Raw genomic sequence first — 26,200 nt, forward strand, 5'->3', positions numbered from 1 at the left:
GGTCCGGTCAGGGCGTGTTGTTGGCCAGCGCGATCAGCCGCGACCGGTCGCCGTTCCAGTAGTTGCGGTCCACGTTGCCGCTGATCCCGGAGACGGCGCCGGTGCTGGTGTACTGCCAGAAGCTCCACACCGGCGCACCGGCCGGCAGGGCGCCTGGGGTGCTCGCCCAGCGGGCCAGCCAGAGCGGGTGGTTCGCCCAGGGGCCGGTCCAGCTGCCGGTGCACTGGTTCCAGAAGCTGGTCGTGGTGTAGATGACCGCGAAACGGCCGGTGCGGGAGCGGTAGGTGTTCAGGAAGTCCTGGACCCAGTTGCGCATCCCGGTGGTGCTGAGGCCGTAGCAGTAGCCGCCGGCGTACGGGTTGGCCTCCAGGTCCAGCGCGGCGGGGAGGGTCCGGCTGTCCGCCGACCAGGCGCCGCCGTTGGAGGCCAGGTAGTTGGCCTGGGTCGAGCCGGCGGAGATGTTCGGCCGGGCGAAGTGGTACGCCCCGCGGATCACCCCGGCGTTGTACGAGTTGACGTAGTTCGCGTTGAAGTTCGGGTCCTTGTAGCTGGTGCCCTCGGTGGCCTTGATGAAGGCGAACTGGATGCCGGCGTTGCGCACGCTGGTCCAGTTGATGGTGCCCTGGTAGCGGGACACGTCGACGCCGGGCGTGGTGGCGGCGGCCGCCGGGCCGGCGGTCGCGACCAGGGTCGCCGCCGCGGTGGCGAGCAGGGTGAGGCCGGCCGCGAGCACGCGGCGCAGCGGTGATCTGGTACGGGCCATGGCTGCCTCCAAGGGCGTCGGTCTATTGACGCCCATCTTTGGAGGTTAGTGCCCTAGATCGCAAGAGTTGTAGAAAAAAGCTTCATCGACCGGGGGTCGGTGGTGCCTCGACGTAGTGCTCGCCGTCGAGCCGGCACAGCCTCAGGGAATGCCACTCGATCAGTCTCACCCGATACGAGCCGGTGGCCCGGGACCGATACCGGAACGACGCCGGTAGGCTCGCGCCCCATGATGTCGATCGACGGGCTGAGCGACCTGTGGGACACGCTGTTCGGCGCGCAGCCGGACCCGCCCGCGCTGTTGGTGCTGATCACCGCGGCCGTCGCGCTGGTGGTGGTCAGCACCCGACTGCCGTGGCGGATCGCCCGTAACGCCATCACCATCGCCCACGAGGGCGGGCACGCGCTGATCGCCCTGCTCACCGGCCGCAAGCTGCGCGGCATCCGGTTGCACTCGGATACCTCCGGGCTGACGCTCTCCGCCGGTCGGCCCTCGGGGCCGGGCATGATCCTCACCCTGCTCGCCGGTTACGTCGCCCCGCCGCTGGTCGGGTTGGCCGGCGCCTGGCTGCTCGGCGGCAACCGGATCACCCTGCTGCTCTGGGTCGCGGTGGTGCTGCTGCTCGCCATGCTCGTGATGATCCGCAACGCCTTCGGCGTGGTGTCGCTGCTGGTCACCGGCGCCCTGGTGCTCGCCGTCTCGTGGTACGCCACCCCGCAGGTGCAGGCCGCCTTCGCGTACACCGGGGTGTGGTTCCTGCTGCTCGGTGGGGTGCGGCCGGTGGTGGAGCTGCAACGGCTGCGCTCGCGCGGCCGGATGCCCGCGTCCGACGCCGACCAGCTCGCCGGCCTCACCCCGTTCCCGGCGTTCTTCTGGGTGCTCTTCTTCGCCCTGGTCAACCTGGTCGCGCTCGTCGCCGGCGCGCTGCTGCTCGCCGGCCCGATCCTCACCGACGCCGGCCTGACTCTCTGACCACGAGGGTTCGGGCGGGCAGAATGAGGCGCATGCGATACGTGATCATCGGGGCGGGCGCGGTCGGCGGGACCATCGGGGTACGGCTGGCCGAGGCCGGTCGGGACGTGACCCTGGTGGCCCGGGGCGCGCACCTGGACGCGATCCGCGAGCGGGGCCTGACCCTGCGCCAGCCCGACGGCGACCTGACCGCCCGGCTCGCCGCCGCGGACGGCCCCGGTGACCGCCCGCTGCCGGCCGACACGGTGCTGATTCTCACCGTGAAGTCGCAGGACACCGCGGGCGCGCTGGCCGCCTGGGTGGACGCGCCGGTGGACGGGGGTGGCACGGCGGGGGAGCGGCTGCCGCTGGTCACGGCGCAGAACGGGGTGGCCAACGAGAGGGCCGCCCTGCGGCTCTTCGCCGACGTGCACCCGGTCTGCGTCTGGCTGCCGGCCACCCATCTGGACCCGGGCGTGGTGGTGTCCAACGGCTACCCGCACCCGGGAATGCTGCACATCGGGCGCTACCCGGCCGGCGTCGACGACACCGATCAGGCGATCGCCGCCGACCTGACCGCCGCCGGGTTCGTCGCCCCGGTCCGGCAGGACGTGCTGCGCTGGAAGTACGGCAAGCTGCTCGCCAACCTCGGCAACGGCCTCCAGGCGCTGCTCGGCCGGGACATCCCGGACGCGCTGGCCGAGCGGGTACGCGCCGAGGGCGTCGCCGCGCTCGCCGCCGCACACATCGCGCACACCTCGCCGGACGAGGAGCGAGCCGAACGCGGCGATCGGGTTCAGCAGCGCCCGGTCGACGGCGCGGGCCGCTCCGGCGGTTCCACCTGGCAGAGCCTGGCCCGGGGTACGGGCTCAACCGAGGTCGACCACCTCAACGGTGAGATCGCGCTGCTCGGCCGGCTGCACGGCGTACCGACGCCGGCCAACGTGGCCGTGCAACGCGCGGTGCGCCGGGCGGTGCGGGAGCGGATCGGAGCCGGCGCGTTCCCGCTCGCCGACCTGGAGAAGATGATCGCCTGACCGGGGCAACCGAGGACCCCACCCGGCGCGTGTTCCCTGCGACCGACACGGGGAGGTAGCGGGTGCCGGACGTCAACGGGTTCGACGAGTTCTACCGCGGGAGCCGGCAACGGCTGCTCGGTTTCGTCTACGCGCTCACCGGCGACCGGGTCGAGGCGCAGGACGCCGTGCAGGAGGCGTACATCCGGGCGTGGCAGCGCTGGTCGACGGTCAGCCGGTACGACGACCCGGAGGCGTGGGTGCGGGTGGTGGCCAGCCGGATCGCGGTCAGCCGGTGGCGCAGCCTGCGCAGTCGCGCCCGCGCGTACCTGCGGCACGGCGCCACCGAGACCGTTCCCGGCCCGGGCACCGACACCGTCGAGGTGGTCGCCGCGCTGCGCCGGCTGCCCGAGGAGCAGCGCACCGCCATCGCCCTGTACTACCTGATGGGCATGCCAGTCGCCGAGGTGGCGCGGGAGACCTCAGCCCCGGTGGGCACCGTCAAGGCCCGGCTCTCCCGGGGGCGCACCGCGCTCGCCGGGCTGCTCGCCGTCTCTGAACTTGAGGAGGCTACCGATGCGTGACGACCTGGCATTCGTCGAGCGGGTCCACCGGGACCTGCGGGACGTGCGGTGGCCCGAGCCGCAGGAGATCCGGGCCCGGGCCCGGCGGCGCAATCGGCGTACCGCCGTGACCGCCACGGTCGTGCTGGTGATCACGGGGGCGTCCGCCGTCGCCGTGGTCGGCAACGGTCGTGGGCCGACACCACCCCCGGTGGCTGCCTCGGCGAGCCCGACCGCACCAGCCCGGGGCGAGATCGCCGCCGACGCACTGTTGCAACCGGCCAACCTGGCGCAGCCGGCGCAGGTGCAGCTCAGCCAGTCGGGGTTGGGGGAGATGGTCGTCGTCGAGAACATGCTGGGTTACTGCCGGGAAGAGCAGGGGATGGCCCCTGCCTGGCAGACGTCCCGCTGGTCACGGGCGCTGACCATGCTCCGGGAACCCGCAGAGGCCGCCGACACCGGTCCCGATGACTTCCTACTCAGTCAGGATCTGTACCGGGTGACGCCGGAGGCTGCCGGGTCGTTCTTCGCCGACCTCGACCGGCTGGTGGCTCCCTGCGCCGAGTGGCGCAGCGTCGGGCCGTACGAGGTCGCGGGACGCAAGGGGACCGGGACGGCGGTACACCAGTGGGCGGTGGTGCAGCGGGACTTCGCCGGCGACGGTGCCGCCCTGCTGCGCCACACCGTGTCGCAGCCCCGCGACCAGAAGACCGGCAAGGCCATTGGTGACGAGCACTCGCCCACCAGCACGGCGGTGGTGCGAGTGGGTGACCTGATCACGGTGCTCAGTCTGGGACGGAACAGCTCCGAGCCGGAGCTGCGCCGGCTGGCCGTGGTGGCAGCGCGTCGGATGTGCCTCGCCGCCAACCCCTCCTGCTGACCACGGCCGCCCTTGGTCTGCACAACTTCTGTGAAGTTGCGCGGACCAGGGAGCGCGGTCAGAGCGGGATGTTGCCGTGCTTCTTCGCCGGGAGGGTTTCGCGCTTGGTGCGCAGGACTCGTAGCGCCCGGACGATCTGGGTCCGGGTCTCGTGCGGCGGGATCACCGAGTCGATGTACCCACGCTCGGCGGCCACGTACGGGTTGGCCAGGGTGTCCTCGTACTCGGCGATCTTCTCGGCCCGAACCGCCGCCGGGTCCTCGGCGCCGGCCAGCTCGGAACGGTAGAGGATGTTCACCGCGCCCTGCGCGCCCATCACCGCGATCTGCGCGGTCGGCCAGGCGAAGTTCAGGTCCGCGCCGAGATGCTTGGAACCCATCACGTCGTACGCCCCGCCGTACGCCTTGCGGGTGATCACGGTGACCTTGGGAACGGTCGCCTCGGCGTACGCGTAGATGAGCTTGGCGCCGCGGCGGATGATGCCGTCCCACTCCTGACCCGTGCCGGGCAGGAAGCCGGGGACGTCCACGAAGGTCAGCACCGGGATGTTGAACGCGTCGCAGGTGCGGACGAACCGGGCGGCCTTCTCCGAGGCGGCGATGTCCAGCGTGCCAGCGAAGTGCATCGGCTGGTTGGCCACCACGCCGACCGGGCGCCCCTCGACGCGGCCGTAGCCGACCACGATGTTCTGCGCGTAGAGCGGCTGGACCTCCAGGAACTCCCCGTCGTCGAGGACGTGCTCGATCACCTGGTGGATGTCGTACGGCTGGTTGGCCGAGTCGGGGATCAGCGTGTCCAGCTCCCGGTCCTCGTCGCTGATGGCGAGATCCGCCTCGGCGGGGTGGACCACCGGCTCGTCGAGGTTGTTCGACGGCAGGTACGACAGCAGTGCCTTGACGTAGTCGACCGCGTCCTCCTCGTCCGTGGCGAGGTAGTGCGCGTTGCCGCTGCGCGAGTTGTGCGTACGGGCCCCGCCCAGCTCCTCCATGCCGACGTCCTCGCCGGTCACCGTCTTGATCACGTCTGGGCCGGTGATGAACATGTGCGAGGTCTGGTCGACCATCACGGTGAAGTCGGTGACCGCCGGGGAGTAGACCGCGCCGCCGGCGCAGGGGCCCATCACCAGCGAGATCTGCGGGATGACGCCGGAGGCGCGGACGTTGCGGAAGAAGATCTCGCCGTAGAGGCCGAGGGAGACCACGCCCTCCTGGATGCGCGCCCCGCCGGAGTCGTTGATGCCCACCACCGGGCAGCCGATCTTCATGGCCAGGTCCATCACCTTGACGATCTTCTCGCCGAAGACCTCGCCGAGGGAGCCACCGAAGACCGTGAAGTCCTGGGCGAAGACGCAGACCTGCCGGCCGTCCACCGTGCCGTAGCCGGTGACCACACCGTCGCCGTACGGCCGGTTCTTCTCCAGCCCGAAGGCCGTGGACCGGTGCCGGGCCAGTTCGTCCAGCTCGACGAAGGAGCCCTCGTCGAGCAGCATCTCGATCCGCTCGCGGGCGGTCTTCTTGCCCCGGGCGTGCTGCTTCTCGACCGCGCGCGCCGATCCGGCGTGCACCGCCTCGTCGACCCGGCGCTCCAGGTCCGCCAGCTTGCCCGCGGTGCTGTGGATGTTGGTCCCGGTCTCGGTAGTCACCCAGGGAATATAACGATGGTTCAGGACGACGCCGCTGTGCAGTACGCCTCAGTGCCGGTGCGGCCACCGCCGTAGGCTGGCGGGATGCCGGGCTCCCCGTACACCGATCTGGACCGCCCGCCGTTGTCGGCGGCCCGGCTGCGGCGCGCGTTGGTCGCGCCGCACGGCCCGTGGGCCCGGCTGGAGCTGCGCACCGAGACCGGCTCCACCAACGCCGACGTGGCCGAGGCTGCCCGGGTCGGCGAGCCCGAGGGCCTGGTCGTGGTCGCCGAGCGGCAGACCGCCGGTCGCGGCCGGCGCGGCCGCGTCTGGCAGTCGCCGGCGCGGGCCGGGATCACCACCAGCGTGCTGCTGCGGCCCGGCGAGGCCGTGCCGGACCGCGGTTGGCAGGCCGCGCCGCCCACCGGGTACGGCTGGCTGCCGCTGCTGGCCGGCGTGGCGCTGGTCGAGGCGGTGGCCCGGCTGGCCGAGCTGGAGGCCACCCTGAAGTGGCCCAACGACCTGCTCATCGGTGACGCGAAGTGCGCCGGCGTGCTCGCCGAGGCGGTGCCCGGGGGTTCGCCGGACCAGCCGCCGGCGATCGTGCTCGGTATCGGGCTGAACGTGACGCTGCGCGCCGACGAGCTGCCGGTGAACCCGACCGGGCTGCCGGCCACCTCGCTGAAGTTGGCCGGCGGGGCGGCCACCGACCGGGACCCGCTGCTGCGGGCGTTGCTGCGCGCGGTCGCCGACTGGTACGACCGCTGGCGCGCCGCCGGTGGAGACGCCGTGGCCAGCGGCCTGCGCGACGCCTACCTGGCGGCCTGTGCCACGGTCGGTCGCGAGGTGCGGGTCCTGCTTCCTGGCGGCGACGACCTGACCGGCACCGCCACCGGCGTGGATCCCGACGGGCAGCTCCTGGTCACCACCCCCACCGGCGACCGCGTCCTGGCCGCCGGCGATGTCCTGCACCTCCGGTGAACGCAACCCGCCCCGTGCGGCTGATCCGCCGGGGCGGTTGGACCGGTTACGGTCTGCGCGTCGGAAAAATGGCGATGGAGGTTCCCGTGGCGTTCCCCGAAGACGTGCTCACCGAGGACGAGCACGTCGTGCTGCACCTGCACCCGCACTGGAAGGCGTTGATCCGGCCGATCGCGGTGCTGGTGCTGGCCGTTGCGGCGGTAGTCGTTGGCGTGCTCCTGCTGCCGGCCGGCGGCGGAGGCTCGATCGCGCTGGCCGTGATCGGGGTGCTCGCCCTGGTCGCCGTGTTCTGGCTGGGGCTGTGGCCGTTCCTGGTCTGGCGCACCACGCACTACCTGTTCACCAATGAGCGGGTGCTGCTCCAGCAGGGTGTCTTCTCCCGAGACCGGCGGGACCTCCCGCTCACCCGGATCAACGACCACTCGATGAACCAGCGTTTCATCGAGCGGCTGCTCGGCTGCGGCACGCTCACGATCGAGTCCGCCGGCGAGCGCGGCCAGTCGGTGCTCGCCGACGTCCCAGGCGTCGGCCAGGTGCAGACCACCCTGTACGAGCTGGTCGAGGCGCAGCACGACAAGCACTCGCTGGGCGACGGGGAGATGCGTGACATCCTCGCCGACATGCGCGAGGGCAAGCCGCTGCGCGACACCACGAGCTGATTCCGACTGCGTGACCGCCCCGGCCACCGCGCCGGGGCGGGTCAGGCGGGCGGTTCGGTCTCGGTCGGTTCGGTCTCAGGCGACGGGTCGGCGGGGCGCAGGGCGAACCAGCCGCGGAAACGGGTCCGCAACACCTCCTGCTCGGGCCGGTCGTCCGGGCCGAGGCGGAGCATGGTGCCGGTGAGGCTGGCGGTGCCGAGGCCCGGGCGGGCGGTGGACGGCCGGGCGCCCATCACGTCGACCCGGACGGCGAGCCGGTCCCCGGCGCGCACCGGGGCGAGCCAGCGCAGCTCCTCCAGGCCGGGGGAGGCGTCCGCCGCCGCGCGGGACAGCAGGTGGTCGACGTACGCCCGCATGAACAGGCTGACCGTGTAGAAACCGCTGGCGATGAGCCCCCCGTGCCGGCTCGCTCCGGCCAGCTCCGGGTCGACGTGGTACCACTGCGGGTCGAAGCGGCGGGCGAAGGCGACCATCTCGTCGCCATCCACCGTGACCACGCCGAGGTCGACGGTGAGCCCCGGGACGAGGTCCTCGAAGAACAACTCGGCGCGTGCCCCGGTGCCGGAGCGGGCTGCGGGTGGGGTCACCGGCGGGGCGCGCGGCGGGTGCCGGCGTGCAGCTCCGCGGCGAGTTCCGCGTCCAGGTCGGCGGAGAAACCAGCGCTCAACGGCGTGGGCCTCCCCTGGGTGGGAGCGCCGATCGGGCCGGGTGCGGTCGCCGGACGGCCGTCGGACTCCTCCAGCTCGGAGACGGATTCGGCCAGCTCGGCGACCGGGTCCATCCCGGCCATGGTGTCCCACTCGTCACGCGGGATGCTGTGCCAGGTGGGCTCGGCCTTCGCCTCGGTCTCGGCCGGTACGACGGGCTGGAAGACGAAGGTCCGGTACGACCAGAACCGGAACAGGGTGGCCAGCAGCACGCCACCGGTCTTCGCGACGTTCAGTGCCAGCAGGCCGTGGACGCCGAGGCCGTACTTGGCTGCGGCCAGTACGCCCAACTCAATGAGCAGGCCGGTCGCGTTGAAGAGAAAAAACAGGACGTACTCCCGCCGGAGCGCCGATTTCGGGCGGTCCCGGTACGTCCAGTGACGATTCATAAGATACGACGTGATCGTGGCGACGATGGTCGCGATCACGGTGGCCTTCAACTGACCATCGGCAAAGACGGTGAGTGCAAGGACATTGAACACCGCGTAATTGATGACGGTGTTGATGCCGCCGACGATGCCGAATTTGAGCGCCTCGCGGATGAACTTCTGCCAGCGCTCAGGCAGCAGACGGACAAGACGCATGCGAAACACCTTAGGGCAGTCGGTGAGGCCGGCGATCACCGGCCGGACGAGGCGGGCGGCAGGTCACGCCCCGTGGTCTCGGTCGTGCTTCACCTGCGGAACGGTCCGGGTTCCCGCTTCGACGAAGACGAACCGCCGGTAGGACCAGAATCGGAAGAGCGTGCCGAGGCCCGTGCCGACGACGAAGCTGGCGATGTTGTCGGCCAGCGGCGTCTGGAACACCGCCGGCCAGATGCTGCCGAGCCCGTACCGGCTGATTGCGAGGCAGGCCACCGCGATGCCGAGGCCGACAGCGTTGAAGAAGAAGAAGAGCGCGTACTCCCGGGCCGGATTGTTGCGTTGGCGGTGCCGCCAGGTCCAGAACCGGTTGCCGACGAACGCGAAGCTGGCCGCGAGAACGGTGGAGATGGTCTTCGCCGTCACCTGTTCGACGCCACGCGCGGTCGTCAGGTAGTTGAACAGCGCGAAGTCGATGAGGAAGGCGATGCCGCCGACCGTGGCGAACTTGCTCAACTCGCGGACGAGGTGACCGAAACGGTCGAGGAGTGCCCGGACCAGACCCGGCCGGGTCTGCCGGGGACCCGGTTGCTCCCCGGTCATCGTGGCGGCCACGGGCCGAGCGTACCGGCTGATGACCAGTCAGCGGGGTAGCAACGGCGAGCATGCGTGGTCGCTCGTGCCGGGCTCGCGCCGGGTGCGTCGCTGCTGAACGCAGCGTAACCAACGGGAGGAGTGACGCGTCCCGGAACGGGAATCCACGCAACGGTCGGCGGGACCGGTTCGCCGCTCGACCGCAACTCACGTCGACGGGGTGCACAACAAGATTTGCGTGAAACTGCGCGGGAAAGCGGGTATCAGCTCCCAATGCCGCAGCGTAGCCGTAGCTTGTGCAGTTCTTCACAACCAGTCCCACTGACTCGGAAGGCTGCCCGGTTTACGCTGAGCCCAATCCCAGGTTTCCACGAAGCGACGCATCGCGCCGCTGAGACTCGTGCATCCCATAGATCGGTCAGCGTCGACCACAAGGAGATGTGTCATGGTTGCTCCGGCTGTTGTGCGGGGTATCGATCAGGCCCCGACGTCCCATCCGAAACTGCTCGCCTGGGTCCGTGAGGTCGCGGAACTGACCACCCCCGACCGGGTCGTCTGGGTGGACGGGTCCGACGAGGAGTGGCGCCGCCTCACGGATGAGCTGGTCGAGGCCGGCACCCTGATCCGGCTGAACCCGGAGAAGAAGCCCAACTCGTTCTACGCGCGCACCGATCCCACGGACGTCGCCCGGGTCGAGGAGCGCACCTTCATCTGCTCCGTCGACGAGGCGGACGCCGGCCCCACCAACAACTGGATGGCGCCGGCCGAGATGAAGCGGACGATGAACGACCTGTACCGCGGTTCGATGCGCGGTCGCACCATGTACGTCATCCCGTTCGTCATGGGCCCGGTCGAGGCCGAGAGCCCGATGTTCGGCGTCGAGGTCACCGACAGCCCGTACGTGGTCGCCTCGATGCGGATCATGACCCGGATGGGCGCCAGGATCCTCGAGGCGATGGGTGACGACGCGGACTTCGTGCACGCGTTGCACTCGATCGGCGCCCCGCTCGCGCCGGGCCAGGAGGACGTCGCGTGGCCGTGCAACGAGACGAAGTACATCTCGCACTTCCCGGAGACCCGCGAGATCTGGTCGTACGGCTCCGGGTACGGCGGCAACTCGCTGCTCGGCAAGAAGTGCTACTCGCTGCGGATCGCCAGCGTGATGGGGCGCGACGAGGGCTGGCTCGCCGAGCACATGCTGATCCTCAAGATCACCTCGCCCGAGGGGAAGGTCTACCACATCGCGGGGGCGTTCCCCTCCGCCTGCGGCAAGACCAACCTGGCCATGGTGGAGCCGACCATCCCGGGTTGGAAGGTCGAGACCATCGGCGATGACATCGCCTGGATGCGGTTCGGCGAGGACGGTCGCCTCTACGCGGTCAACCCGGAGTACGGCCTCTTCGGCGTCGCGCCGGGCACCGACTGGAAGACCAACGCCAACGCGATGCGGACGCTGGACCGGGGCAACTCCATCTTCACCAACGTGGGCCTCACCGACGATGGGGACATCTGGTGGGAGGGCATGGGCGAGCCTCCGGCGCACCTGATCGACTGGAAGGGCAACGACTGGACGCCGGACAGCGACCGCCTCTCCTCGCACGCGAACAGCCGGTTCTGCACCCCGATCACCCAGTGCCCGATCCTGGCCGAGGACTACTACAACCCCAACGGCGTGCCGATCGACGCCATCCTCTTCGGCGGCCGCCGCCGGGACACCATCCCGCTGGTGACCGAAGCTCGGGACTGGGTGCACGGCGTCTACATGGGTGCGACCCTCTCCTCGGAGACCACCGCCGCCGCGTCCGGCGCGGTCGGCGTGGTGCGTCGGGACCCGATGGCGATGCTGCCGTTCATCGGCTACCACGCCGGTGACTACTTCCGGCACTGGATCGAGATGGGCAAGGGCACCGACGGCGACGAGGCCAAGCTGCCCAAGATCTACTACGTCAACTGGTTCCGTAAGGACCCGGACGGCTCGTTCCTCTGGCCGGGCTTCGGCGAGAACTCCCGGGTGCTGAAGTGGGTCGTCGAGCGGATCGAGGGCCGGGCCGCGGCGGTGGAGACCCCGATCGGCATGGTTCCGGCCCCGGACGCGCTGGACGTCGAGGGCCTGGACATGACCCCGGAGGACGTCCGGATCGCGCTGAAGGTCGACCCGGACGAGTGGCGCAACGAGCTGCCGCTGGTCACCGAGTGGTTCGAGAAGTTCGGTGACAAGCTGCCCGGCGTGCTCTGGGCCGAGCTGGACGCGTTGCGGGCCCGACTGGACGCCGCGCAGCCGCAACGGTAGGTGTGAACATCGCCCCTGCCGGGCATCATCGGATCCCATGAGGACGGCCGCCGAGACCGAGGTCCGGCGGCCGTCCGCCGTCCGGGTGCTGACCATCCTGCTCGCGACGACCGCGGCGGCCACCGTCGTGGTCGAGCTGCTCAACTGGTGGTACGCCCCGGAGCCGGGCTTCGGGCTGGCGGTGCGCACCGGCTGGGCGATGCTGCGCTCGTTCGGTTTCCTGCTGCTGATCGGGCACGTCCGGCGGGGGCGTACGGCCGCCCGCCCGTTCGGGCTGATCCTCGCGGTCACCACGATCTTCGCCGTCGGCCGGCTGATCGTGCCCCGGCAGGGAGTGCCGCCACTGCCCGGGTTGCTCGGCTTCGCCGCGCTCACCGCGCTCTGCGCGGCGGTGGTCTGGCTGCTCTACCACTCGCCGGCGCTGACCGGGCACCTGGTCCGGCACCGGCCGCGACTGGTGATCGACCGGGCCGGCATCTCCTGGCGGGAGACGCCACCGCGCCGGCCGGAGGCCAGTGGCTGGCTGCTGACCAGTCGGGTGGCGGCGTTCACCTACAGCCCGCTGATGCTGGTGCCGGCGCTGGTGGCCGGAGGATCCATCCTGGACGATCGCCTGACCGCGGTGCCGGCCGTGCTGTTCTGGTTCGGCGCCGGGATCACGGCCAGCTACGCGGTGCTGTTCTGCACCGCGTTTCTGATGCGCGGCAAGCACTGGGCGCGCGGCCTGCTGGTCGTCGTCACGATGGCCGTACTCGCCGTGGACCTGCCGCTGTGCTGGTGGCTGTTGGGGCTGGACGGACTGATCCGGGACGGTGGCCCGCTGCTCGCTGCCGCGGCCCTGACGCTGTACGGGCTACGGCGCGCGGCTCGCGCGAAGGATGCCGCGGCCCCGGCCTGACCCGCGTGGCGCGGCTCCGTTCGGGCCTGCCACGCCTCTCTGGTGCCCTGTCGAGCTGCCCCGGAAATGGGCCGCCGGGCACTTCGGCCGTTTGCGTGGCCCGCTCGCGGGCAGCTTCTCCGGGCACCTGTCGAGCTGCCCCAGAAATGGGCCGCCGGGCACTTCGGCCTTGCATGCCCCACAGGTGGGGCAGCTCTACAGGGCCTGGGACATGCACATACCCCGGGCTGCCGCGGCAGCGTGCGGCACGAGGGGGTGCCGGCCGGTTGGGGCGTTCTGGCCAGATCGGGCGCTTCGGTGTCGGTCGACCCGAGCCGGCAGGAGGCAGGATGGCGGGTGGCGTCGGTCACAGACCGGCGTCGGCGGCACGGGCGGATCGCCGGCGGGGCGGGACGGGCCGCGTCGCACCGGCCGGAGGGAGGCTCGCGGTGGGCGACGAGTTCGACGTGGTGGTGGTGGGAGCGGGGCCGGCCGGAGCGGCCGCCGCGCTGACGGCCCGCCGGGCCGGTGCCAGCGTGCTGCTGCTGGACCGGGCCGACTTTCCCCGGGACAAGGCGTGTGGCGACGGGATCGCCGCGCACTCGGTGGACGTTCTCGCCGAACTGGGGGTGGCCGAGGCGGTGGCGGGCTACGCGCCGCTGCCCGCGCTGCGCATGATCGCCCCGGGCGGGGGCGCGGTGGCGCGGGCGTTGCCCCGCCCGGCGTACACGGTGCCCCGGCAGGTCTTCGACGCGCGGTTGGTGGCGGCCGCGGTGGCCGCCGGCGCGCAGTTGCGCCGGCACACCGTCCGGCGGGTGGAGCCGCGCGCCAACCGGGTGGTGCTCGACGGGGAGTTGTCCGGCCGTGTGGTGGTGGGCGCGGACGGCGCCGGGTCGGTGGTGCGCCGGGCGCTCGGCCACCCGGTGAACCCCGACCGGCACCTGGCGCTGGCCATCCGGGGGTACGCGCCGGCGCTGCCCGGCCCGTCCGAGCAGCTCATCGTCACCTCGCAGGCTCACTGGCCGGCGTACGCCTGGTCGTTCCCGATCGGCGACGGACGGGCGAACGTCGGGTACGGGGAAGTGCTGCGCGGGGAGCCGCTGAGTCGGGCGTACCTGCTGGACCGGCTGGCCGCGCTGCTGCCCGGCACCGACCTCGCGACGGTGACCGCGCTGCGTGCCCACCACCTGCCGTTGTCCACCCACCGGCCGGCACCGGCGCAGGGCCGCACCCTGCTCGCCGGGGACGCGCTGTCGCTGATCAATCCGTTCACCGGGGAGGGCATCTTCTACGCGCTGCTCTCCGGTGCGCTGGCCGGGGCGGCAGCGGCCCGCGCACCCGAGGCCGCCGCCCGCCGCTACGCCGACGGACTCCGTCGCCGCCTCGGCACCCACCTGCGGCACAGCTCGGTGGCGGCCTGGTTGGCGCGGCGCCGGTGGGTGGTCGACGCGGCGGTCCGGGCGGCCCGTCGGGACGATCGGGTGTTCGACGACGTGGTCGAGCTGGGGCTGGGCGACGGGCGGCTCACCGCCCGTACCCTGGCCATGATCGGATTCGGGCTCTCCGGCGGGGATCGGCCTCCGAGGCGGTGATCCGCCCGGCGGGTCGCTACGCTGCTAGGTGATGACGCTGCGGAACCTTATCTACTCCGTGTACGAGCGCCGGCTCACGGCGAAGCTCGCGGGTAAGCCGGTGCCCCGGCACGTCGGGGTGATGTGCGACGGCAACCGTCGGTGGGCGAGGGAGATGGGCTTCGTCGACCCGAACGACGGGCACCGGGTCGGCGCCGCGAAGATCAAGCACGTCCTCGGCTGGTGTGACCAGGCCGGTATCGGGCACGTCACGCTCTACCTGCTGGCCACCGACAACCTGCGCCGGCCGGCCAGCGAGCTGGACCCGCTGCTCAAGATCATTGAGGATCTGGTGGTGGAGCTGGCCGAGGAGGGCAACCCCTGGCGGCTGCGCATCGTCGGGGCGCTCGACCTGCTGCCGGCACAGACCGCGGCGGCGCTCAAGGGCGCCGAGGAGCGCACCCGCGAGCGCAGCGGCGGCGCCGAGGTCAACATCGCGGTGGGCTACGGCGGCCGGCGGGAGATCACCGACGCGGTGCGCTCGCTGTTGCTGGAGCACGCCGCCTCCGGCGGCACCATCGAGGAGTTGGCCGAGGTGCTGGACGTCGAGCACATCGCCGAGCACCTCTACACCCGCGGCCAACCCGACCCCGACCTGGTCATCCGCACCAGCGGCGAGCAGCGGCTGTCCGGCTTCATGCTGTGGCAGTCCGCGCACTCGGAGTTCTACTTCTGCGAGCTCAACTGGCCGGATTTCCGGCACATCGACTTCCTGCGTGCGCTGCGCTCGTACGCCACTCGGCAACGTCGCTACGGCGCCTGACGTCAGGGCAGGTGGGTCAGCGCCCGGGTGAGGAAGTCGCCCAGGGCGGCCGGGGACTCGATGGTCAGATCGGCGGCGTTCGCCACCTCCTGGCCGGTCTCCGGGTTGGCCACCGCCACGCAGACGCCGAAGAAGTCCGGGTCGGCCGCGGCTCGGGCGCGCAGGGCGGCGAAGGCCTTGATGTCCGAGACGTCGTCGCCGAAGTACCAGGCGCCGGTGGCATCCCGGATCACCTCGCCGATCACCATGCCCTTGTCCCCGTCGACCGGCGGCTTGAGCTCCAGCACCATCCGCCCGGCCTGCACACGCAGCCCCAGACGGTCGGCCTGGGCCTGCCCCCACTGCTGCATGGTCGGGCCGAGCTGCGGCGCGGTACGCCAGTGCAGCGCGACGGAGAGCCGCTTGTACTCGACCAGCGTGCCGGGCGGCAGCTCCGCACGGGCCAGGTCGGCCAGCTCCGCCATGGTCGGCACCCAGGGCAGCGCAGTCGGCTCGGTGACCGTCTCTCCGCCGGAGTGGCTGTGCTCCAGCCCGTAGAGGCCGTACAGGTCCACGCCTGCGAGCCCGCCGAGATGGTCCCGGAGGAACTCCACCGGTCGGGCGGAGACGATCGCGACCCGCTGCACCACCGGGGCCAGTGCCTCGATCGCGGCCAGCGCCTTGGGAGCGGGGCGTACCGCGTTCGGATCGTCGTCGACGGGCGCGAGCGTGCCGTCGAAGTCGAAGAAGAGGACGGTCCCGGCGGCCCGGCCGGCGGTGATCCGCCAGGCCTGGTCGGCGTTCAACGGGGTCCTCGGCTGCTGATTGCCCAGATTCAACGGCGGCACGCGCGTCAGCGTACCCCGGCGAAGGAGGCTCATTCCTGGCCGAGCGGGCCCACTCGGCGGCGCGTGGTCAGCGTTCGGCGGCTCCTCGTCCGCGACGGCCGAACGGCACCACCGCCGCCTCCTGGCCGTGACTCAGCAGATAACCCTCCACGAACCCGGTGTTGCGATCGCCGGTGTGGTTCTCGATCTCGTTGAGCCGTGCCACCAGGAACTCGGTGAGTGCGCTGATCCGGTCGTTCAGCCGCTCGTGCAGCTCCGCCATGACGGCCAGGATGACCGCGGTGCCGGCGCTGATGAGCACGAGGAGGTTGACGAGCAGCGGAAGCTGCCCGCCGTTGACCACGAGGGTCACCGCGTTGCCGGTCGCCCACAGTGTCATCGACACCGTGGCGACCACGACTGCCAACCACTTCAGGGTCATGGACAGACGCCTCCTTCTGTCCCGCAGGGCTGGGTTCGGCCTTGTCCCGTCCCCCGCCGACGACGAGCCCAAGCAGTACGAATAGGGACGCTAGCGTGCCCGTTCCGGCCCCGGAGCCAAACGAATGAACCTGACCAGGCGTTCTTTCGCCATCTGAGGAACTAGCCGGCCTGATTCCCTCTTTTTCGGACGTCGACCGGCAGCGTCGGGCGATATGCGAGGTATCGAATGGTTTCGCGGATGTGGAACTTCTCCGCGTCCGACACGTTCGGATCGACCAGCCGCCGCAGCAGTGCCTCCACGTCCGGGTCCATCGGCGGTGCCGGTTGGCCGGCGCGCGGGCCCGCGGCGGTGCGGTCCCAGCCGAGGGCGGCGAAGGCCGCGGCGGGGTTCAGCCCCAGACCCTCGCAGAAGGCGACCACACGTTCGGCCTCCGGGTCGCTGGCCCAGTCGCCGCGGACCCACCGGTTGATGGTCTGCCGGGAGACGCCGGTGCGCCGGGACACCTCGGTGCCGCTCCAGGCCCGGGTCGCCCGGGCCTCGTCGAGCGCGCGCCGGACGAAGGTGGCGAAGGCGATCTTCCGCGCATTGGCCGTCTCGGTCACCCCGTGACGGTACGGCCAGTCGGTCGTCGGCGCGCGCCCGGGCGCGCCGTCGTCACGCGAACGTGACGGGTTCTTCGGATTTCCGGTAAACGATCCAGTGCCACTGTTGAGGGGTGTCACCCGGGCAGAATAGATGCCTTTAGGGGCGGCGGTAAACGGACGAAAAGCTGATACTGTCACGCCCATGGGACAATCTACGGTGTGTCACGTGCATGAGACGACTGGTGCTCACATGCGTCACGCCCCCGGCGCGAGGGGGGTGCGGTGACCGAGCTCGCCACCCGAGCCCAGGCCTTCGGGCTGATTGCCGAAGGGGTGGCCGCAGGGCTGACCGCTCCGTGGCGCCTCTACGTCGCCCGAGGCTGCCGCTACCTGTCGCTGAGCGTCGGCGACCGCACCGAGTGGAACGCCTGGCGTACCCATCTCGGTTGCCCGGAGCTGAGCGTGCGGGTCTACGACGCGGGCGGAGAGATCCGCCGCTCCTCCGTGGCCGAGGTCGTGCTGGACGGCTGCCGGATCAGCGTCGAGCTGGTCGAGGAGGTCAGCACCGACGACCTGGACCGGCTGCTCGTCGCGGATCCCACCGCGGTCGAGCCGGAGGAGCGATGACCGGGCGTCCGGGCCGGGCCGGGGCCGCCCGATGAGCCCGTTCCTGGCGGTCTTCCTCGTCCTGGTGCTCGGCGCCACCAGCTACGCGGCCGGCCGGCTGCACGGCCAGCTCAGCTACCGCATCGGCTACCGCTTCGGCTACCGGCAGGGCTACTTCGACGGTGACCGGGGCGCGTGGAACCGACGGCGGCGCGACGCCCAGGCGGCCATCGCCTCCGCCCTGTCGGTCTCCCCCGCGGGCGTCGTGCGCTCAGCGGGCACGGTCGCTCGCCCCGGTACCACCTACACCGGCTCGTCGTTCACGGCGCCGGCCGCCCCGATCACCGGGCGGCACCCGACCGGCACGCTCGTCCGACGGACCGGCTGAGGCCGGTCGGCGAGCCGCCGGGGGCGGTTCCGCCGACCGGCGCCACGAGCGCGGTGCGTCGTCCGCGGCGGACACGCACCGTCGGGGCCACGTCAGACCGGTGACGGTGGCCCCACCGGCCGGGATGCACGCAGGGGGCATGCATCCCGGCCGGTTCCGCCGCGCCCCGTCGGCGCCGGCCCGGCCGCCGCCGCGTCGGGCTGTGCGCGTTCACACGGCGGTCACCGGAGATCCACGATCGCCCTCTAGCCGGGACGGTCCGCCGCCGCTAGCGTCTAGGCATGGCACGGGGTTCTCCCGGGCCAGCCGGTCCGCCCGGATCTGCGACCTCGCGCATGGGGTTCCGCATCCGACCCCGTGTCCCCGGGCACCGGAGGAGGCGGAACACGGGTGGCGGGTGCCCATCCGTCGGAGCAGGCCTGTGACGACTCGCCGTTCGACCGCCGGTGCCGATCAGACCCCGGCCGCGACTGCCACGACCCGCCGCGCCAGCAGGGGCCGCCGTGCGGCGGGCGCCGCGCCGGCCGACCCCAAGGAGCCGCGACCAACCGGCCAGGCCTTCGTCCTGGACACCTCCGTGCTGCTGTCCGACCCGGCGGCCTTCCACCGCTTCGAGGAGCACGAGGTGGTCCTGCCCCTGGTGGTCATCACCGAACTGGAGGGCAAGCGGCACCATCCGGAGCTGGGTTGGTTCGCCCGGCAGTCGCTGCGGATGCTCGACGAACTGCGGATTAGGCACGGGCGACTCGACCACCCGGTGCCCGCCAACGACAACGGCGGCACGTTGCGGGTGGAGCTGAACCACACCGACGACGGGGTGCTGCCGCCCGGGTTCCGCACCGAGAGCAATGACGCCCGGATCCTCTCCGTGGCGCTCAACCTCGCCGCCGAGGGGCGGGAGGTCACCCTGGTCAGCAAGGACATGCCGCTGCGGGTCAAGGCCGCCTCGGTGGGCCTGCGGGCCGACGAGTACCGGCACGGCCAGGCCAGCGACCCGACCTGGACCGGCATGTCCGAGCTGGAGCTGGGCGAGGAGCAGATCGGTCGCCTGTACGCCGGCGAGACGCTCGACGTGGACGAGGCGGGTGGGCTGCCCTGCCACACCGGCCTGGTGCTGCACTCGGGGCGCGGCTCCGCGCTCGGCCGGGTGCTGCCGGACAAGTCGGTCCGGTTGGTCCGGGGTGATCGGGAGGCGTTCGGGCTGCACGGCCGCTCGGCGGAGCAGCGGATCGCCCTCGACCTGCTGCTGGACGAGTCGATCGGGATCGTCTCGCTGGGTGGACGGGCCGGCACCGGCAAGTCGGCGTTGGCGCTCTGCGCGGGCCTGGAGGCGGTGATGGAGCGCCGCCGGCACAAGAAGGTGATCGTGTTCCGCCCGTTGTACGCGGTCGGCGGCCAGGAACTGGGTTATCTGCCCGGGTCGGAGTCGGAGAAGATGTCGCCCTGGGCCCAGGCGGTCTTCGACACGCTCGGCGCGGTGGTGCACGAGAACGTGCTGGAGGAGGTGACCTCGCGGGGCATCCTCGAGGTGCTGCCGTTGACCCACATCCGTGGGCGCAGCCTGCACGACGCCTTCGTGATCGTGGACGAGGCCCAGTCGCTGGAGCGCGGCGTGCTGCTGACGGTGCTGTCCCGGATCGGGCAGGGCTCCCGGGTGGTGCTCACCCACGACGTGGCCCAGCGGGACAATCTGCGGGTCGGGCGGCACGACGGCGTGACCGCGGTCATCGAGGCGCTCAAGGGCCATCCGCTCTTCGCCCATGTCACGCTCAGCCGTTCGGAGCGGTCGCCGATTGCCGCCATGGTGACGGATCTGCTGGAGGACATCCCGCTCTGATGGTGCTTATGTAGGGATTCGTCCGCATTCTCAGTGTGACGCAGATCACGAACGAGTCGGTTGGTTTCCCATCGGTCTCACTGTGCGCGATGGTGTCCAACGAGCGCCCACGCACCACAGGAATCGTTGATGATCGTTCGTCCCGAGATGGACGACATCGGCGAAGGCCGGTGCGGCGGCGCGACCGGCAACCGGTCGGGGCGCTCGCGGCACGGCTGACGGCCCTCGTGTGGCCGGCGCCGCGCCCCGTCCTTGCCCCCGACGAAGGGACCACTTCGTGAGTCGGCTGTGGAGCCGGTTGGGCGCCCGTACGGCTGCTGTCGCACTGCTCTCCGTGGGCGTTGCCGGTGGCTTCTACCTGGGCGAAGACCGCGAAACCCAGCAACAGGGCCTGACCGCGCAGGTCGGCCTTGAGGTCGACCGCGCCGATTTCGCCTACCAGCGCGAGCGCCAGGCCGCCCACCGGGTGAAGTTCGCCAAGCAGCGGGCCGCCGAGTACGAGGCCAAGCTGCGGGCGGCCCAGGCCGCCAAGGAGGCCGCCGAGCGGGCCCGCAAGGCCAAGGCCGCCGCGGCGTCGCGCAAGGCGGCCGAGCGGAGGGCGGCGGAGCAGCCCAAGCCGTACGACGGGCCGATCCCGGCGTCCTGCGCCGAGTACAGCGGCAACCGCAAGGTCGGCTGCGCCATGATGATCGAGGCGGGTTTCGGCATCGCCGAGTTCCCGTGCCTGGAGAAGCTCTGGACCAAGGAGAGCGGCTGGAACCACAAGGCCAGCAACTCCGGGTCCGGTGCTTACGGAATTCCGCAGGCCCTGCCGGGCAGCAAGATGGGTACGGTCGCCGACGACTGGCGGACGAACCCGGCCACCCAGATCAAGTGGGGCCTGGGCTACATCAAGGGCAGGTACGACACGCCCTGCGGGGCCTGGGGTTTCTTCCAGAGCAACGGCCACTACTGACGGTGTCGATGGCGGGGCGGGTGGGCGACCATCCGCCCCGCCATCGTCCGTACCGGGCCGGCGCGGACGGGACGCGAGTGGCGGCCGGCCCCATTTGCTGATAGCAGTTGGGGGGTGACCCTGCACCCTGGAAGCGGCGACCCCCACCGGTTCGGCACCGAGGCGTTCTACGCCGCGCTCGGCCGGGCCTTCGTCGCGATGTGCGCGGTGGTCCCGTTCCTCTTCCTCATCGAGGCCGTCGACCAGGGGCTGGAGTTCGGCCTGGACGCCACCGCCGGCATCATTCCGAAGCGTATCGACGGGCTGGACGGGGTCTTCTTCTCGCCGTTCCTGCACCATGGCTTCGACCACCTCTACAGCAACAGCATCCCGCTGATCCTGCTGGGCACCTTCGTGCTGGCCGCCGGCGCCCGGCGGTTCCTCTGGTCGACCCTGATCATCATCCTGGTCAGTGGGCTCGGCGTCTGGTTCACCGGCTCGCCCAACTCGGTGGTGGTCGGTGCCAGCGGCGTGATCTTCGGATACCTGGGCATCCTGCTCACCCGGGGCATCTTCGAGCGCAGTTGGTGGAACTTCGCCGTCTTCCTGCTGGTTGGTCTGCTCTACGGCTGGCAGCTGGTCGGCATCCTCCCCACCGACGAGCGGATCTCCTGGCAGGGCCACCTGTTCGGGCTGCTGGGCGGGGTGGTGGCCGCGATCCTGTTCCGTCGTCGCCGGCCGGTCGTCGGCGGCTCGGACTACACGGGGTCCACGCTCAGCCTGCCCTGACCGGTTCCCTCGGCGCGCCTCTGGGACGTGCTTGCCGGACCGCCGCCACCCGCCTACCGTCGTGATCAGCAAGCGTTGATCCGTGAGCGGAAAGCGACGGTACGCCATGCGCAAGGTCGATGTCGCCGTGATCGGGGCCGGTCCGGCCGGCCTCTTCGCCGCGTACTACGCCGGGTTCCGAGGGCTGTCGGTGGCGGTGATCGACGCGCTGCCGGAGCCGGGCGGTCAGGTCACCGCGATGTACCCGGAGAAGCTGATCCTCGACGTGGCCGGTTTCCCCGCCGTCAAGGGCCGCGACCTGGTCGCCAACCTGGTGGCTCAGGCCGCCCCGTTCGGCCCGCACTACCTGCTCGGCACCCGGGCCGAGAAGCTGTCGTACGCCGAGGAGCGGCCGGTGCTCGGGCTGGCCGGTGGCGAGCAGCTCGGCTGCGGCGCGGTCGTGATCACCGGCGGCCTGGGCAGCTTCAGCCCTCGGCCGCTGCCCTGCGCCGACAGCGCGCCAGGCGCCGGCATCGTCTACTTCGTACCGGAGCCGGCCGAGTTGGCCGACCGGGACGTGCTGATCGTCGGTGGCGGAGACTCCGCGTTCGACTGGGCGTTGACGCTGCAACCGCTGGCCCGCTCGGTGACCCTGGTGCACCGGCGGGAGAAGTTCCGGGCGCACGCCTCCACGGTCGCCCGGGTGCTGTCGCTGCCGGTGCGGGTGGTGGTCAACGCCGAGGTGACTCGGCTGTTCGGGGAGGCCACGGTGACCGGCGCCGAGGTGACCGTGCGCGGTGGCGCGACCGAGACGCTGCCGGTGGACACGGTGGTGGCCGCGCTCGGCTTCACCGCCGACCTGGGCCCGCTCGCCGAGTGGGGGCTGCGGCTGGACCGCCGGCACATCCTGGTGGACAGCGCCATGGCGACGAACCTGCCCCGGGTCTACGCGGCCGGTGACATCACCGAGTACCCGGGCAAGGTCCGGCTGATCGCGACCGGCTTCGGCGAGGCCGCGACGGCGGTCAACAACGCCGCGGTGGCCATCGACCCGAGCGCCCACCTGTTCCCCGGGCACTCGTCCGACGCCGGCTGACCGCGGTGCCGGCCGCGGACCGGTTCGCGTCGGTGGCGATCACTGCGGGCGGGGCAGACCGATCAGGTCGGCCAGCAGCCCGACCTGGTGGTCGAAGTACGCGTCCCGGTGCGCGACGGTCCGGTTGAGCCGGCCGAACAGCTCGAAGCTGATCAGCCCGAAGAGCTGGGTCCAGCCGGCCATGCCCCGGGCCAGCAGGGCGGGGGGCATTCCGGGGAAGAACGTGTCGGCCAGTTCGGTCAGGTCGTCGTGCAGCGGCGCCGGTAGCTCACCGGCGGGCGGCGGGCTGAGCAGCCCCGCGTCCAGCCCTTCCCGGAGCAGGCCGACCAGGGTCAGTGGGGGGCGCTGGGCCGGGCCGACAGTGTCGTCCGGGGCGGCGTACCCGGGGACCGGGCTGCCGTAGAGCAGCGCGTATTCGGCGGGGTGAGCCAGCGCCCAGTCCCGGGCCGCCCGGCAGGCCGCCTGCCAGCGGGCGCGGAGGTCGATTCGGTCGGGCACGGCCTCGGCCGCCTCCACCGCGTCGCCGAGTGCGTCGTACGCCTCGATGATCAGCGCGGTGAGCAGGTCGTCCCGGCTCGGGAAGTAGCGGTAGATGGCGGACGAGACCATGCCCATGTCCCGGGCCACGGCGCGCAATGAGAGGTTCGCGCCGTCGGTGGCGAGGTGCCGGCGGGCGACCGCCTTGATCTCGCCGAGCATCTCGGCGCGGACCCGGGCGCGGATCGAGGAAGCGGGCATGGGGCCAGTCTGCCACGGTTTGGAGCACCAATCAAAAAAGAGAGCACTGCTCTTGACTATTGCCACGGTGGCAGGCCATGCTGGACGAGCAACCGAGAGCACCGCTCTCGCTTCATATCCCCGCTCGGAGGAGTTCCCATGGCACTGCACGTGATCGTCGGCACCGGCCCGGTCGGCACCGCGACCGCCCTTCTTCTCGCCGAACGAGGTGAACGGGTCCGGGTGATCAGCCGCCGAGGCGCCGGGCCGGAGCACCCCGCCATCGAACGGATCGCCGCCGACGCCGCCGACGCCGACCGGCTCAGCGTGCTGACCGACGGCGCGCAGGCGCTGTACAACTGCGCGAACCCGGCCTACCACCGCTGGCCCATCGACTGGCCGCCGCTGGCCGGCGCGCTGCTCGCCGCCGCCGAGCGGACCGGCGCGGTGCTCGCGACGGTCGGCAACCTCTACCGGTACGGACCCGTCGACGGCCCGATGACCGAGCAGACCCCGCCGAACGCGACCGGCACCAAGGGTCGGGTACGCAACCAGATGTGGGCCGACGCGCTCGCCGCCCACCGGGCCGGCCGGGTCCGGGCCACCGAGGTGCGCGGATCGGACTACATCGGCGTCGGCGGCACCTCGCTGGCGATGATGGTGCTACCCCGGGTGCTCGCCGGGCAGCGGGTCTTCCTGCCCGTCAACTGGGACGCCCCGCACACCTGGACGTACATCGCCGACGTCGCCCGTACCCTCGTCGCGGCAGCCGCCGAGGAGCGGGCCTGGGGGCGGGCCTGGCACGTGCCCAGCGCGCCGGCCGCGCCGATGCGCGAGCTGGCCACCCGGGCGGCGACGCTGGCCGGCACGCCCACGCCGAAGCTGATCCGGATGCCCTACCCGGTGCTGTGGCTGGGCGGCCTGACCAACCCGTTCATCCGTGAGCTGCGGGAGACCGCCTACCAGTTCGACCGCCCGTTCCTGATGGACTCGACCGCCACCACCGCCACCCTCGGCGTCGAGCCGACCCCCCTGGACCGCGCCCTGAAGGAGATCGTCGAGGCCCTGCACGGCTGAACCCGCACGTCACCCGCCGCGAGACCGGTCCCGCTCAGCGGCGGGCGGGCGGTGCGAGCGCGGCGATCAGCACGGCCACCATGGTCAGCGCGGCCCCGAGCAGGGTGTTCGGGCCCGGGTGCGACGCCGCGGTGGGCAGCAGCAGGTCCAACAGGACGGCCCCCACGATCTGGCCGGCGATGGTGGCCAGGCCGAGCAGCAGCACACCGGTGAAGCGCACGATCGCCGCGGCGATCGCGATGAACACGATGCCGATCGGGCCACCCAGGTAGAGCCACGGTTCGGTCGGCAGGTGGCCGATCGGCCAGCCGCGTACGGCGATGTCGACCGCGAACGCGACGAGCAGGGCGATCGTGCCCACGGTGAAGTTGACCAGGGTGGCGGTCAGGGCGCTGTCGGCCGCGGCCCGGACCCGGCCGTTGACCGCCTGCTGCCACGCGATGCCCACCCCGGCGAGCAGCGGCAGCAGGGCCAGCGCCAGCGCGCCCGGGTCACCGAACCGGTCGCCGACCGCCAGGCCGACCGCCAGCACGGTGAGCACCGCACCGGCCAGCCGCTGCCGGGTGACCGGCTGCCGGCCGGTCGGCCCGATCCCCGCCCGGTCCACCGCGAGACTGCTGCCGGTCTGCCCGGCGACCACCGCCACGGTGAAGACCGCCACGCCCAACGAGCCGATGGTCAGCCCCTGGGTGGCCACCAGGAACGCCCCGCACACCCCGCCGAGGCACTGCCAGGGCCGGAGCGTGCCCGCCGCGAGGGCCGACCGCACCGCGACCAGCCCCCGCCGCCCGCCCGGGGTGGCGGGCACCAGCACCAGCAGCACCAGCAGGCCGACGCCGAACGAGACCACCGCGGCGGCGAAGCCGTCGGCCAGGCGTACCCCCATCTCGCCGTTGATCCGAGACTGCACCGCCACCGCGAGCCCGGAGACCGACGCCAGCCCGACACCGGTGATCCGGCGGGTGGCTGACAGGGTCTGTGGCGTCGCCGTGCCGGTGACACTCACTCCTGCTCGGCCAGTGGACGACCGTCGAAGTCGACCGCGGAGTAGAGCGCCAGCTTCTCCAGCCGGTGGTACGAGTCGATCACGCGGATGGTGCCGCTCTTCGACCGCATCACGATCGACTGGGTGTACGCGCCGCCGGCCCGGTAGCGCACCCCGCGCAGCAGATCCCCGGAGGTGACACCGGTCGCCACGAAGAAGCAGTTGTCCCCGGTGACCAGGTCGTCGGTGCCCAGCACCCGGTCCAGGTCGTGCCCCGCGGCGAGCGCCTTCTCCCGCTCCTCGTCGTCGCGCGGCCAGAGCTTGGCCTGCATCGCCCCGCCCATGCACTTCAGCGCGCAGGCGGAGATGATGCCCTCGGGGGTGCCACCGATGCCCATCAGCACGTCGACGTCCGACTCGCCCCGCGCAGCCGCGATGGAACCGGCGATGTCCCCGTCGGAGATGAACCGGATACCCGCTCCGGCGCGGCGGATCTGCGCGACCAGGTCGTCGTGGCGGCTGCGGTCCAGCACACAGACCGTCACCTCCGAGACGTCGGTGCCCTTGACCTTGGCGATCCGGCGCAGGTTGTCGGCCACCCCGGCGTTGATGTCGATCACGTCGGCGTACGCCGGCCCGACGGCGAGCTTCTCCATGTAGAAGACGGCGCTCGGGTCGAACATCGCGCCGCGCTCGGAGACGGCGAGCACCGCCAGCGCGTTCGGCATGCCCTTGCTCATCAGCGTGGTGCCGTCCACGGGGTCGACCGCGACGTCCACCTCCGGTCCGGTGCCGTCGCCGACCTGTTCGCCGTTGAAGAGCATCGGGGCGTTGTCCTTCTCGCCCTCGCCGATCACCACGACGCCGCGCATCTGGATCGAGTTGATCAGCTTGCGCATGGCGTCGACGGCGGCCCCGTCGCCGCCCTCCTTGTCGCCCCGGCCGACCCAACGGCCAGCGGCCATCGCCGCGGCCTCGGTGACCCGGACCAGGTCGAGGGCAAGGTTACGGTCGAGATCCTGTGGGATCCGCGTCCTGGTGTTCGTCATGACGGCTGCTCCTCCTCGCGACGGTGCGGGG

28 protein-coding genes are annotated in these 26,200 nt (G+C 71.7%); 17 read left to right on the top strand and 11 right to left on the bottom strand.

Annotated elements, in window-relative coordinates:
* Window positions 1–7 precede the first annotated feature (7 nt).
* Window positions 8–763, bottom strand: coding sequence for a GH25 family lysozyme (locus tag ACWD6N_RS00570; protein WP_450004274.1), 756 nt, complete (start codon window positions 761–763; stop codon window positions 8–10).
* Between the two features lie 228 nt (window positions 764–991).
* On the opposite strand from ACWD6N_RS00570, the gene ACWD6N_RS00575 reads away from it, so the two are divergent.
* The 4 genes from ACWD6N_RS00575 (at window position 992) to ACWD6N_RS00590 (ending at window position 4,173) form a co-directional block, all read left to right on the top strand.
* Complete coding sequence (locus ACWD6N_RS00575; protein ID WP_354962663.1) at window positions 992–1,735, top strand: M50 family metallopeptidase; 744 nt, start codon at window positions 992–994, stop codon at window positions 1,733–1,735.
* Window positions 1,736–1,767: 32 nt separating this feature from the next.
* Window positions 1,768–2,751 carry a ketopantoate reductase family protein gene (locus ACWD6N_RS00580; RefSeq protein ID WP_450004275.1) on the top strand — a complete coding sequence of 328 codons (984 nt, stop codon included), beginning with the start codon at window positions 1,768–1,770 and terminating at the stop codon, window positions 2,749–2,751.
* A gap of 62 nt (window positions 2,752–2,813) precedes the next feature.
* Entirely contained in the window at window positions 2,814–3,314 is a 501-nt protein-coding gene (locus tag ACWD6N_RS00585; RefSeq protein ID WP_450004276.1) for a SigE family RNA polymerase sigma factor, read from the top strand.
* Complete coding sequence (locus ACWD6N_RS00590) at window positions 3,307–4,173, top strand: hypothetical protein (protein ID WP_450004277.1); 867 nt, start codon at window positions 3,307–3,309, stop codon at window positions 4,171–4,173. The genes ACWD6N_RS00585 and ACWD6N_RS00590 overlap by 8 nt, the downstream gene beginning before the upstream one ends.
* Before the next feature lie 58 nt (window positions 4,174–4,231).
* On the opposite strand, the gene ACWD6N_RS00595 is transcribed toward ACWD6N_RS00590, so the two are convergent.
* Window positions 4,232–5,815 (bottom strand): acyl-CoA carboxylase subunit beta, encoded by a 1,584-nt coding sequence (locus ACWD6N_RS00595; protein ID WP_449937014.1) that lies wholly within the window; start codon window positions 5,813–5,815, stop codon window positions 4,232–4,234.
* Between the two features lie 84 nt (window positions 5,816–5,899).
* Between ACWD6N_RS00595 and ACWD6N_RS00600 the strand changes: the two genes are divergently transcribed.
* A complete protein-coding gene (locus ACWD6N_RS00600) occupies window positions 5,900–6,775 on the top strand; it encodes a biotin--[acetyl-CoA-carboxylase] ligase (protein WP_450004278.1) in 876 nt (291 codons plus the stop codon).
* A gap of 86 nt (window positions 6,776–6,861) precedes the next feature.
* Entirely contained in the window at window positions 6,862–7,434 is a 573-nt protein-coding gene (locus ACWD6N_RS00605) for a PH domain-containing protein (RefSeq protein ID WP_354962669.1), read from the top strand.
* 41 nt (window positions 7,435–7,475) lie between these two features.
* Here the strand turns inward: ACWD6N_RS00605 and ACWD6N_RS00610 are convergent, their stop codons facing one another.
* The 3 genes from ACWD6N_RS00610 to ACWD6N_RS00620 form a co-directional block, all read right to left on the bottom strand.
* Window positions 7,476–8,021: a MaoC/PaaZ C-terminal domain-containing protein gene (locus ACWD6N_RS00610; RefSeq protein WP_354962670.1), complete on the bottom strand. Its 546-nt coding sequence runs from the start codon at window positions 8,019–8,021 to the stop codon at window positions 7,476–7,478.
* On the bottom strand, window positions 8,018–8,725 hold the full coding sequence (locus ACWD6N_RS00615) for a GtrA family protein (protein ID WP_354962940.1): 708 nt from the start codon (window positions 8,723–8,725) through the stop codon (window positions 8,018–8,020). Before ACWD6N_RS00615 ends, ACWD6N_RS00610 begins: the two co-directional genes overlap by 4 nt.
* A 63-nt stretch (window positions 8,726–8,788) precedes the next feature.
* Window positions 8,789–9,325 carry a GtrA family protein gene (locus ACWD6N_RS00620; RefSeq protein WP_354962941.1) on the bottom strand — a complete coding sequence of 179 codons (537 nt, stop codon included), beginning with the start codon at window positions 9,323–9,325 and terminating at the stop codon, window positions 8,789–8,791.
* A gap of 436 nt (window positions 9,326–9,761) precedes the next feature.
* Here ACWD6N_RS00620 and ACWD6N_RS00625 point away from each other — a divergent pair, with 436 nt between their 5' ends.
* The 4 genes from ACWD6N_RS00625 (at window position 9,762) to ACWD6N_RS00640 (ending at window position 14,877) form a co-directional block, all read left to right on the top strand.
* Window positions 9,762–11,606 carry a phosphoenolpyruvate carboxykinase (GTP) gene (locus ACWD6N_RS00625; RefSeq protein WP_354962671.1) on the top strand — a complete coding sequence of 615 codons (1,845 nt, stop codon included), beginning with the start codon at window positions 9,762–9,764 and terminating at the stop codon, window positions 11,604–11,606.
* Between the two features lie 37 nt (window positions 11,607–11,643).
* The gene (locus ACWD6N_RS00630) at window positions 11,644–12,504 is read left to right on the top strand and encodes a hypothetical protein (protein ID WP_450004279.1); all 861 of its coding nucleotides are present in this window, start codon (window positions 11,644–11,646) and stop codon (window positions 12,502–12,504) included.
* A gap of 329 nt (window positions 12,505–12,833) precedes the next feature.
* Complete coding sequence (locus ACWD6N_RS00635; protein ID WP_450004280.1) at window positions 12,834–14,075, top strand: NAD(P)/FAD-dependent oxidoreductase; 1,242 nt, start codon at window positions 12,834–12,836, stop codon at window positions 14,073–14,075.
* Window positions 14,076–14,106: 31 nt separating this feature from the next.
* The gene (locus ACWD6N_RS00640; protein WP_089017723.1) at window positions 14,107–14,877 is read left to right on the top strand and encodes an isoprenyl transferase; all 771 of its coding nucleotides are present in this window, start codon (window positions 14,107–14,109) and stop codon (window positions 14,875–14,877) included.
* A 2-nt stretch (window positions 14,878–14,879) separates the two neighbouring features.
* On the opposite strand, the gene otsB is transcribed toward ACWD6N_RS00640, so the two are convergent.
* The 3 genes from otsB to ACWD6N_RS00655 form a co-directional block, all read right to left on the bottom strand.
* Window positions 14,880–15,704 carry a trehalose-phosphatase gene (gene otsB, locus ACWD6N_RS00645; protein WP_450004281.1) on the bottom strand — a complete coding sequence of 275 codons (825 nt, stop codon included), beginning with the start codon at window positions 15,702–15,704 and terminating at the stop codon, window positions 14,880–14,882.
* Window positions 15,705–15,771: 67 nt separating this feature from the next.
* Window positions 15,772–16,125 (bottom strand): hypothetical protein, encoded by a 354-nt coding sequence (locus tag ACWD6N_RS00650; RefSeq protein ID WP_354962675.1) that lies wholly within the window; start codon window positions 16,123–16,125, stop codon window positions 15,772–15,774.
* 161 nt (window positions 16,126–16,286) lie between these two features.
* Window positions 16,287–16,730 carry an XRE family transcriptional regulator gene (locus ACWD6N_RS00655; protein WP_089021730.1) on the bottom strand — a complete coding sequence of 148 codons (444 nt, stop codon included), beginning with the start codon at window positions 16,728–16,730 and terminating at the stop codon, window positions 16,287–16,289.
* A gap of 264 nt (window positions 16,731–16,994) precedes the next feature.
* Here ACWD6N_RS00655 and ACWD6N_RS00660 point away from each other — a divergent pair, with 264 nt between their 5' ends.
* The 6 genes from ACWD6N_RS00660 (at window position 16,995) to ACWD6N_RS00685 (ending at window position 22,341) form a co-directional block, all read left to right on the top strand.
* The gene (locus tag ACWD6N_RS00660; protein ID WP_354962676.1) at window positions 16,995–17,339 is read left to right on the top strand and encodes a hypothetical protein; all 345 of its coding nucleotides are present in this window, start codon (window positions 16,995–16,997) and stop codon (window positions 17,337–17,339) included.
* A gap of 31 nt (window positions 17,340–17,370) precedes the next feature.
* Window positions 17,371–17,706, top strand: a complete 336-nt coding sequence (locus ACWD6N_RS00665) for a hypothetical protein (RefSeq protein ID WP_074316807.1) — start codon at window positions 17,371–17,373, stop codon at window positions 17,704–17,706.
* Between the two features lie 421 nt (window positions 17,707–18,127).
* On the top strand, window positions 18,128–19,543 hold the full coding sequence (locus ACWD6N_RS00670) for a PhoH family protein (RefSeq protein ID WP_354962677.1): 1,416 nt from the start codon (window positions 18,128–18,130) through the stop codon (window positions 19,541–19,543).
* Between the two features lie 277 nt (window positions 19,544–19,820).
* Window positions 19,821–20,498, top strand: coding sequence for an aggregation-promoting factor C-terminal-like domain-containing protein (locus ACWD6N_RS00675; RefSeq protein ID WP_354962678.1), 678 nt, complete (start codon window positions 19,821–19,823; stop codon window positions 20,496–20,498).
* 114 nt (window positions 20,499–20,612) lie between these two features.
* Window positions 20,613–21,266 carry a rhomboid family intramembrane serine protease gene (locus tag ACWD6N_RS00680; protein WP_089017719.1) on the top strand — a complete coding sequence of 218 codons (654 nt, stop codon included), beginning with the start codon at window positions 20,613–20,615 and terminating at the stop codon, window positions 21,264–21,266.
* Between the two features lie 106 nt (window positions 21,267–21,372).
* Complete coding sequence (locus tag ACWD6N_RS00685) at window positions 21,373–22,341, top strand: NAD(P)/FAD-dependent oxidoreductase (RefSeq protein WP_450004373.1); 969 nt, start codon at window positions 21,373–21,375, stop codon at window positions 22,339–22,341.
* 39 nt (window positions 22,342–22,380) lie between these two features.
* On the opposite strand, the gene ACWD6N_RS00690 is transcribed toward ACWD6N_RS00685, so the two are convergent.
* A complete protein-coding gene (locus tag ACWD6N_RS00690; RefSeq protein WP_450004282.1) occupies window positions 22,381–23,079 on the bottom strand; it encodes a TetR/AcrR family transcriptional regulator in 699 nt (232 codons plus the stop codon).
* A gap of 138 nt (window positions 23,080–23,217) precedes the next feature.
* Here ACWD6N_RS00690 and ACWD6N_RS00695 point away from each other — a divergent pair, with 138 nt between their 5' ends.
* A complete protein-coding gene (locus ACWD6N_RS00695) occupies window positions 23,218–24,135 on the top strand; it encodes an NAD-dependent epimerase/dehydratase family protein (protein ID WP_450004283.1) in 918 nt (305 codons plus the stop codon).
* Window positions 24,136–24,169: 34 nt separating this feature from the next.
* On the opposite strand, the gene ACWD6N_RS00700 is transcribed toward ACWD6N_RS00695, so the two are convergent.
* A complete protein-coding gene (locus ACWD6N_RS00700) occupies window positions 24,170–25,141 on the bottom strand; it encodes a DMT family transporter (RefSeq protein WP_450004284.1) in 972 nt (323 codons plus the stop codon).
* Window positions 25,138–26,169, bottom strand: a complete 1,032-nt coding sequence (gene glpX, locus ACWD6N_RS00705) for a class II fructose-bisphosphatase (RefSeq protein ID WP_354962682.1) — start codon at window positions 26,167–26,169, stop codon at window positions 25,138–25,140. Before glpX ends, ACWD6N_RS00700 begins: the two co-directional genes overlap by 4 nt.
* Between the last annotated feature and the right edge of the window lie 31 nt (window positions 26,170–26,200).

The organism is Micromonospora sp. NPDC005163 (assembly GCF_053599835.1).

What these genes read in the sequence shown, in the direction of transcription:
- ACWD6N_RS00570 (WP_450004274.1), bottom strand. Translation starts at nt 763, where the DNA reads ATGGCCCGTACCAGATCACCGCTGCGCCGCGTGCTCGCGGCCGGCCTC.
- ACWD6N_RS00575 (WP_354962663.1), top strand. Translation starts at nt 992, where the DNA reads ATGATGTCGATCGACGGGCTGAGCGACCTGTGGGACACGCTGTTCGGC.
- ACWD6N_RS00580 (WP_450004275.1), top strand. Translation starts at nt 1,768, where the DNA reads ATGCGATACGTGATCATCGGGGCGGGCGCGGTCGGCGGGACCATCGGG.
- ACWD6N_RS00590 (WP_450004277.1), top strand. Translation starts at nt 3,307, where the DNA reads ATGCGTGACGACCTGGCATTCGTCGAGCGGGTCCACCGGGACCTGCGG.
- ACWD6N_RS00600 (WP_450004278.1), top strand. Translation starts at nt 5,900, where the DNA reads ATGCCGGGCTCCCCGTACACCGATCTGGACCGCCCGCCGTTGTCGGCG.
- ACWD6N_RS00615 (WP_354962940.1), bottom strand. Translation starts at nt 8,725, where the DNA reads ATGCGTCTTGTCCGTCTGCTGCCTGAGCGCTGGCAGAAGTTCATCCGC.
- ACWD6N_RS00620 (WP_354962941.1), bottom strand. Translation starts at nt 9,325, where the DNA reads ATGACCGGGGAGCAACCGGGTCCCCGGCAGACCCGGCCGGGTCTGGTC.
- ACWD6N_RS00625 (WP_354962671.1), top strand. Translation starts at nt 9,762, where the DNA reads ATGGTTGCTCCGGCTGTTGTGCGGGGTATCGATCAGGCCCCGACGTCC.
- ACWD6N_RS00630 (WP_450004279.1), top strand. Translation starts at nt 11,644, where the DNA reads ATGAGGACGGCCGCCGAGACCGAGGTCCGGCGGCCGTCCGCCGTCCGG.
- ACWD6N_RS00635 (WP_450004280.1), top strand. Translation starts at nt 12,834, where the DNA reads ATGGCGGGTGGCGTCGGTCACAGACCGGCGTCGGCGGCACGGGCGGAT.
- ACWD6N_RS00640 (WP_089017723.1), top strand. Translation starts at nt 14,107, where the DNA reads ATGACGCTGCGGAACCTTATCTACTCCGTGTACGAGCGCCGGCTCACG.
- ACWD6N_RS00650 (WP_354962675.1), bottom strand. Translation starts at nt 16,125, where the DNA reads ATGACCCTGAAGTGGTTGGCAGTCGTGGTCGCCACGGTGTCGATGACA.
- ACWD6N_RS00665 (WP_074316807.1), top strand. Translation starts at nt 17,371, where the DNA reads ATGAGCCCGTTCCTGGCGGTCTTCCTCGTCCTGGTGCTCGGCGCCACC.
- ACWD6N_RS00685 (WP_450004373.1), top strand. Translation starts at nt 21,373, where the DNA reads ATGCGCAAGGTCGATGTCGCCGTGATCGGGGCCGGTCCGGCCGGCCTC.
- ACWD6N_RS00690 (WP_450004282.1), bottom strand. Translation starts at nt 23,079, where the DNA reads ATGCCCGCTTCCTCGATCCGCGCCCGGGTCCGCGCCGAGATGCTCGGC.
- ACWD6N_RS00695 (WP_450004283.1), top strand. Translation starts at nt 23,218, where the DNA reads ATGGCACTGCACGTGATCGTCGGCACCGGCCCGGTCGGCACCGCGACC.
- glpX (WP_354962682.1), bottom strand. Translation starts at nt 26,169, where the DNA reads ATGACGAACACCAGGACGCGGATCCCACAGGATCTCGACCGTAACCTT.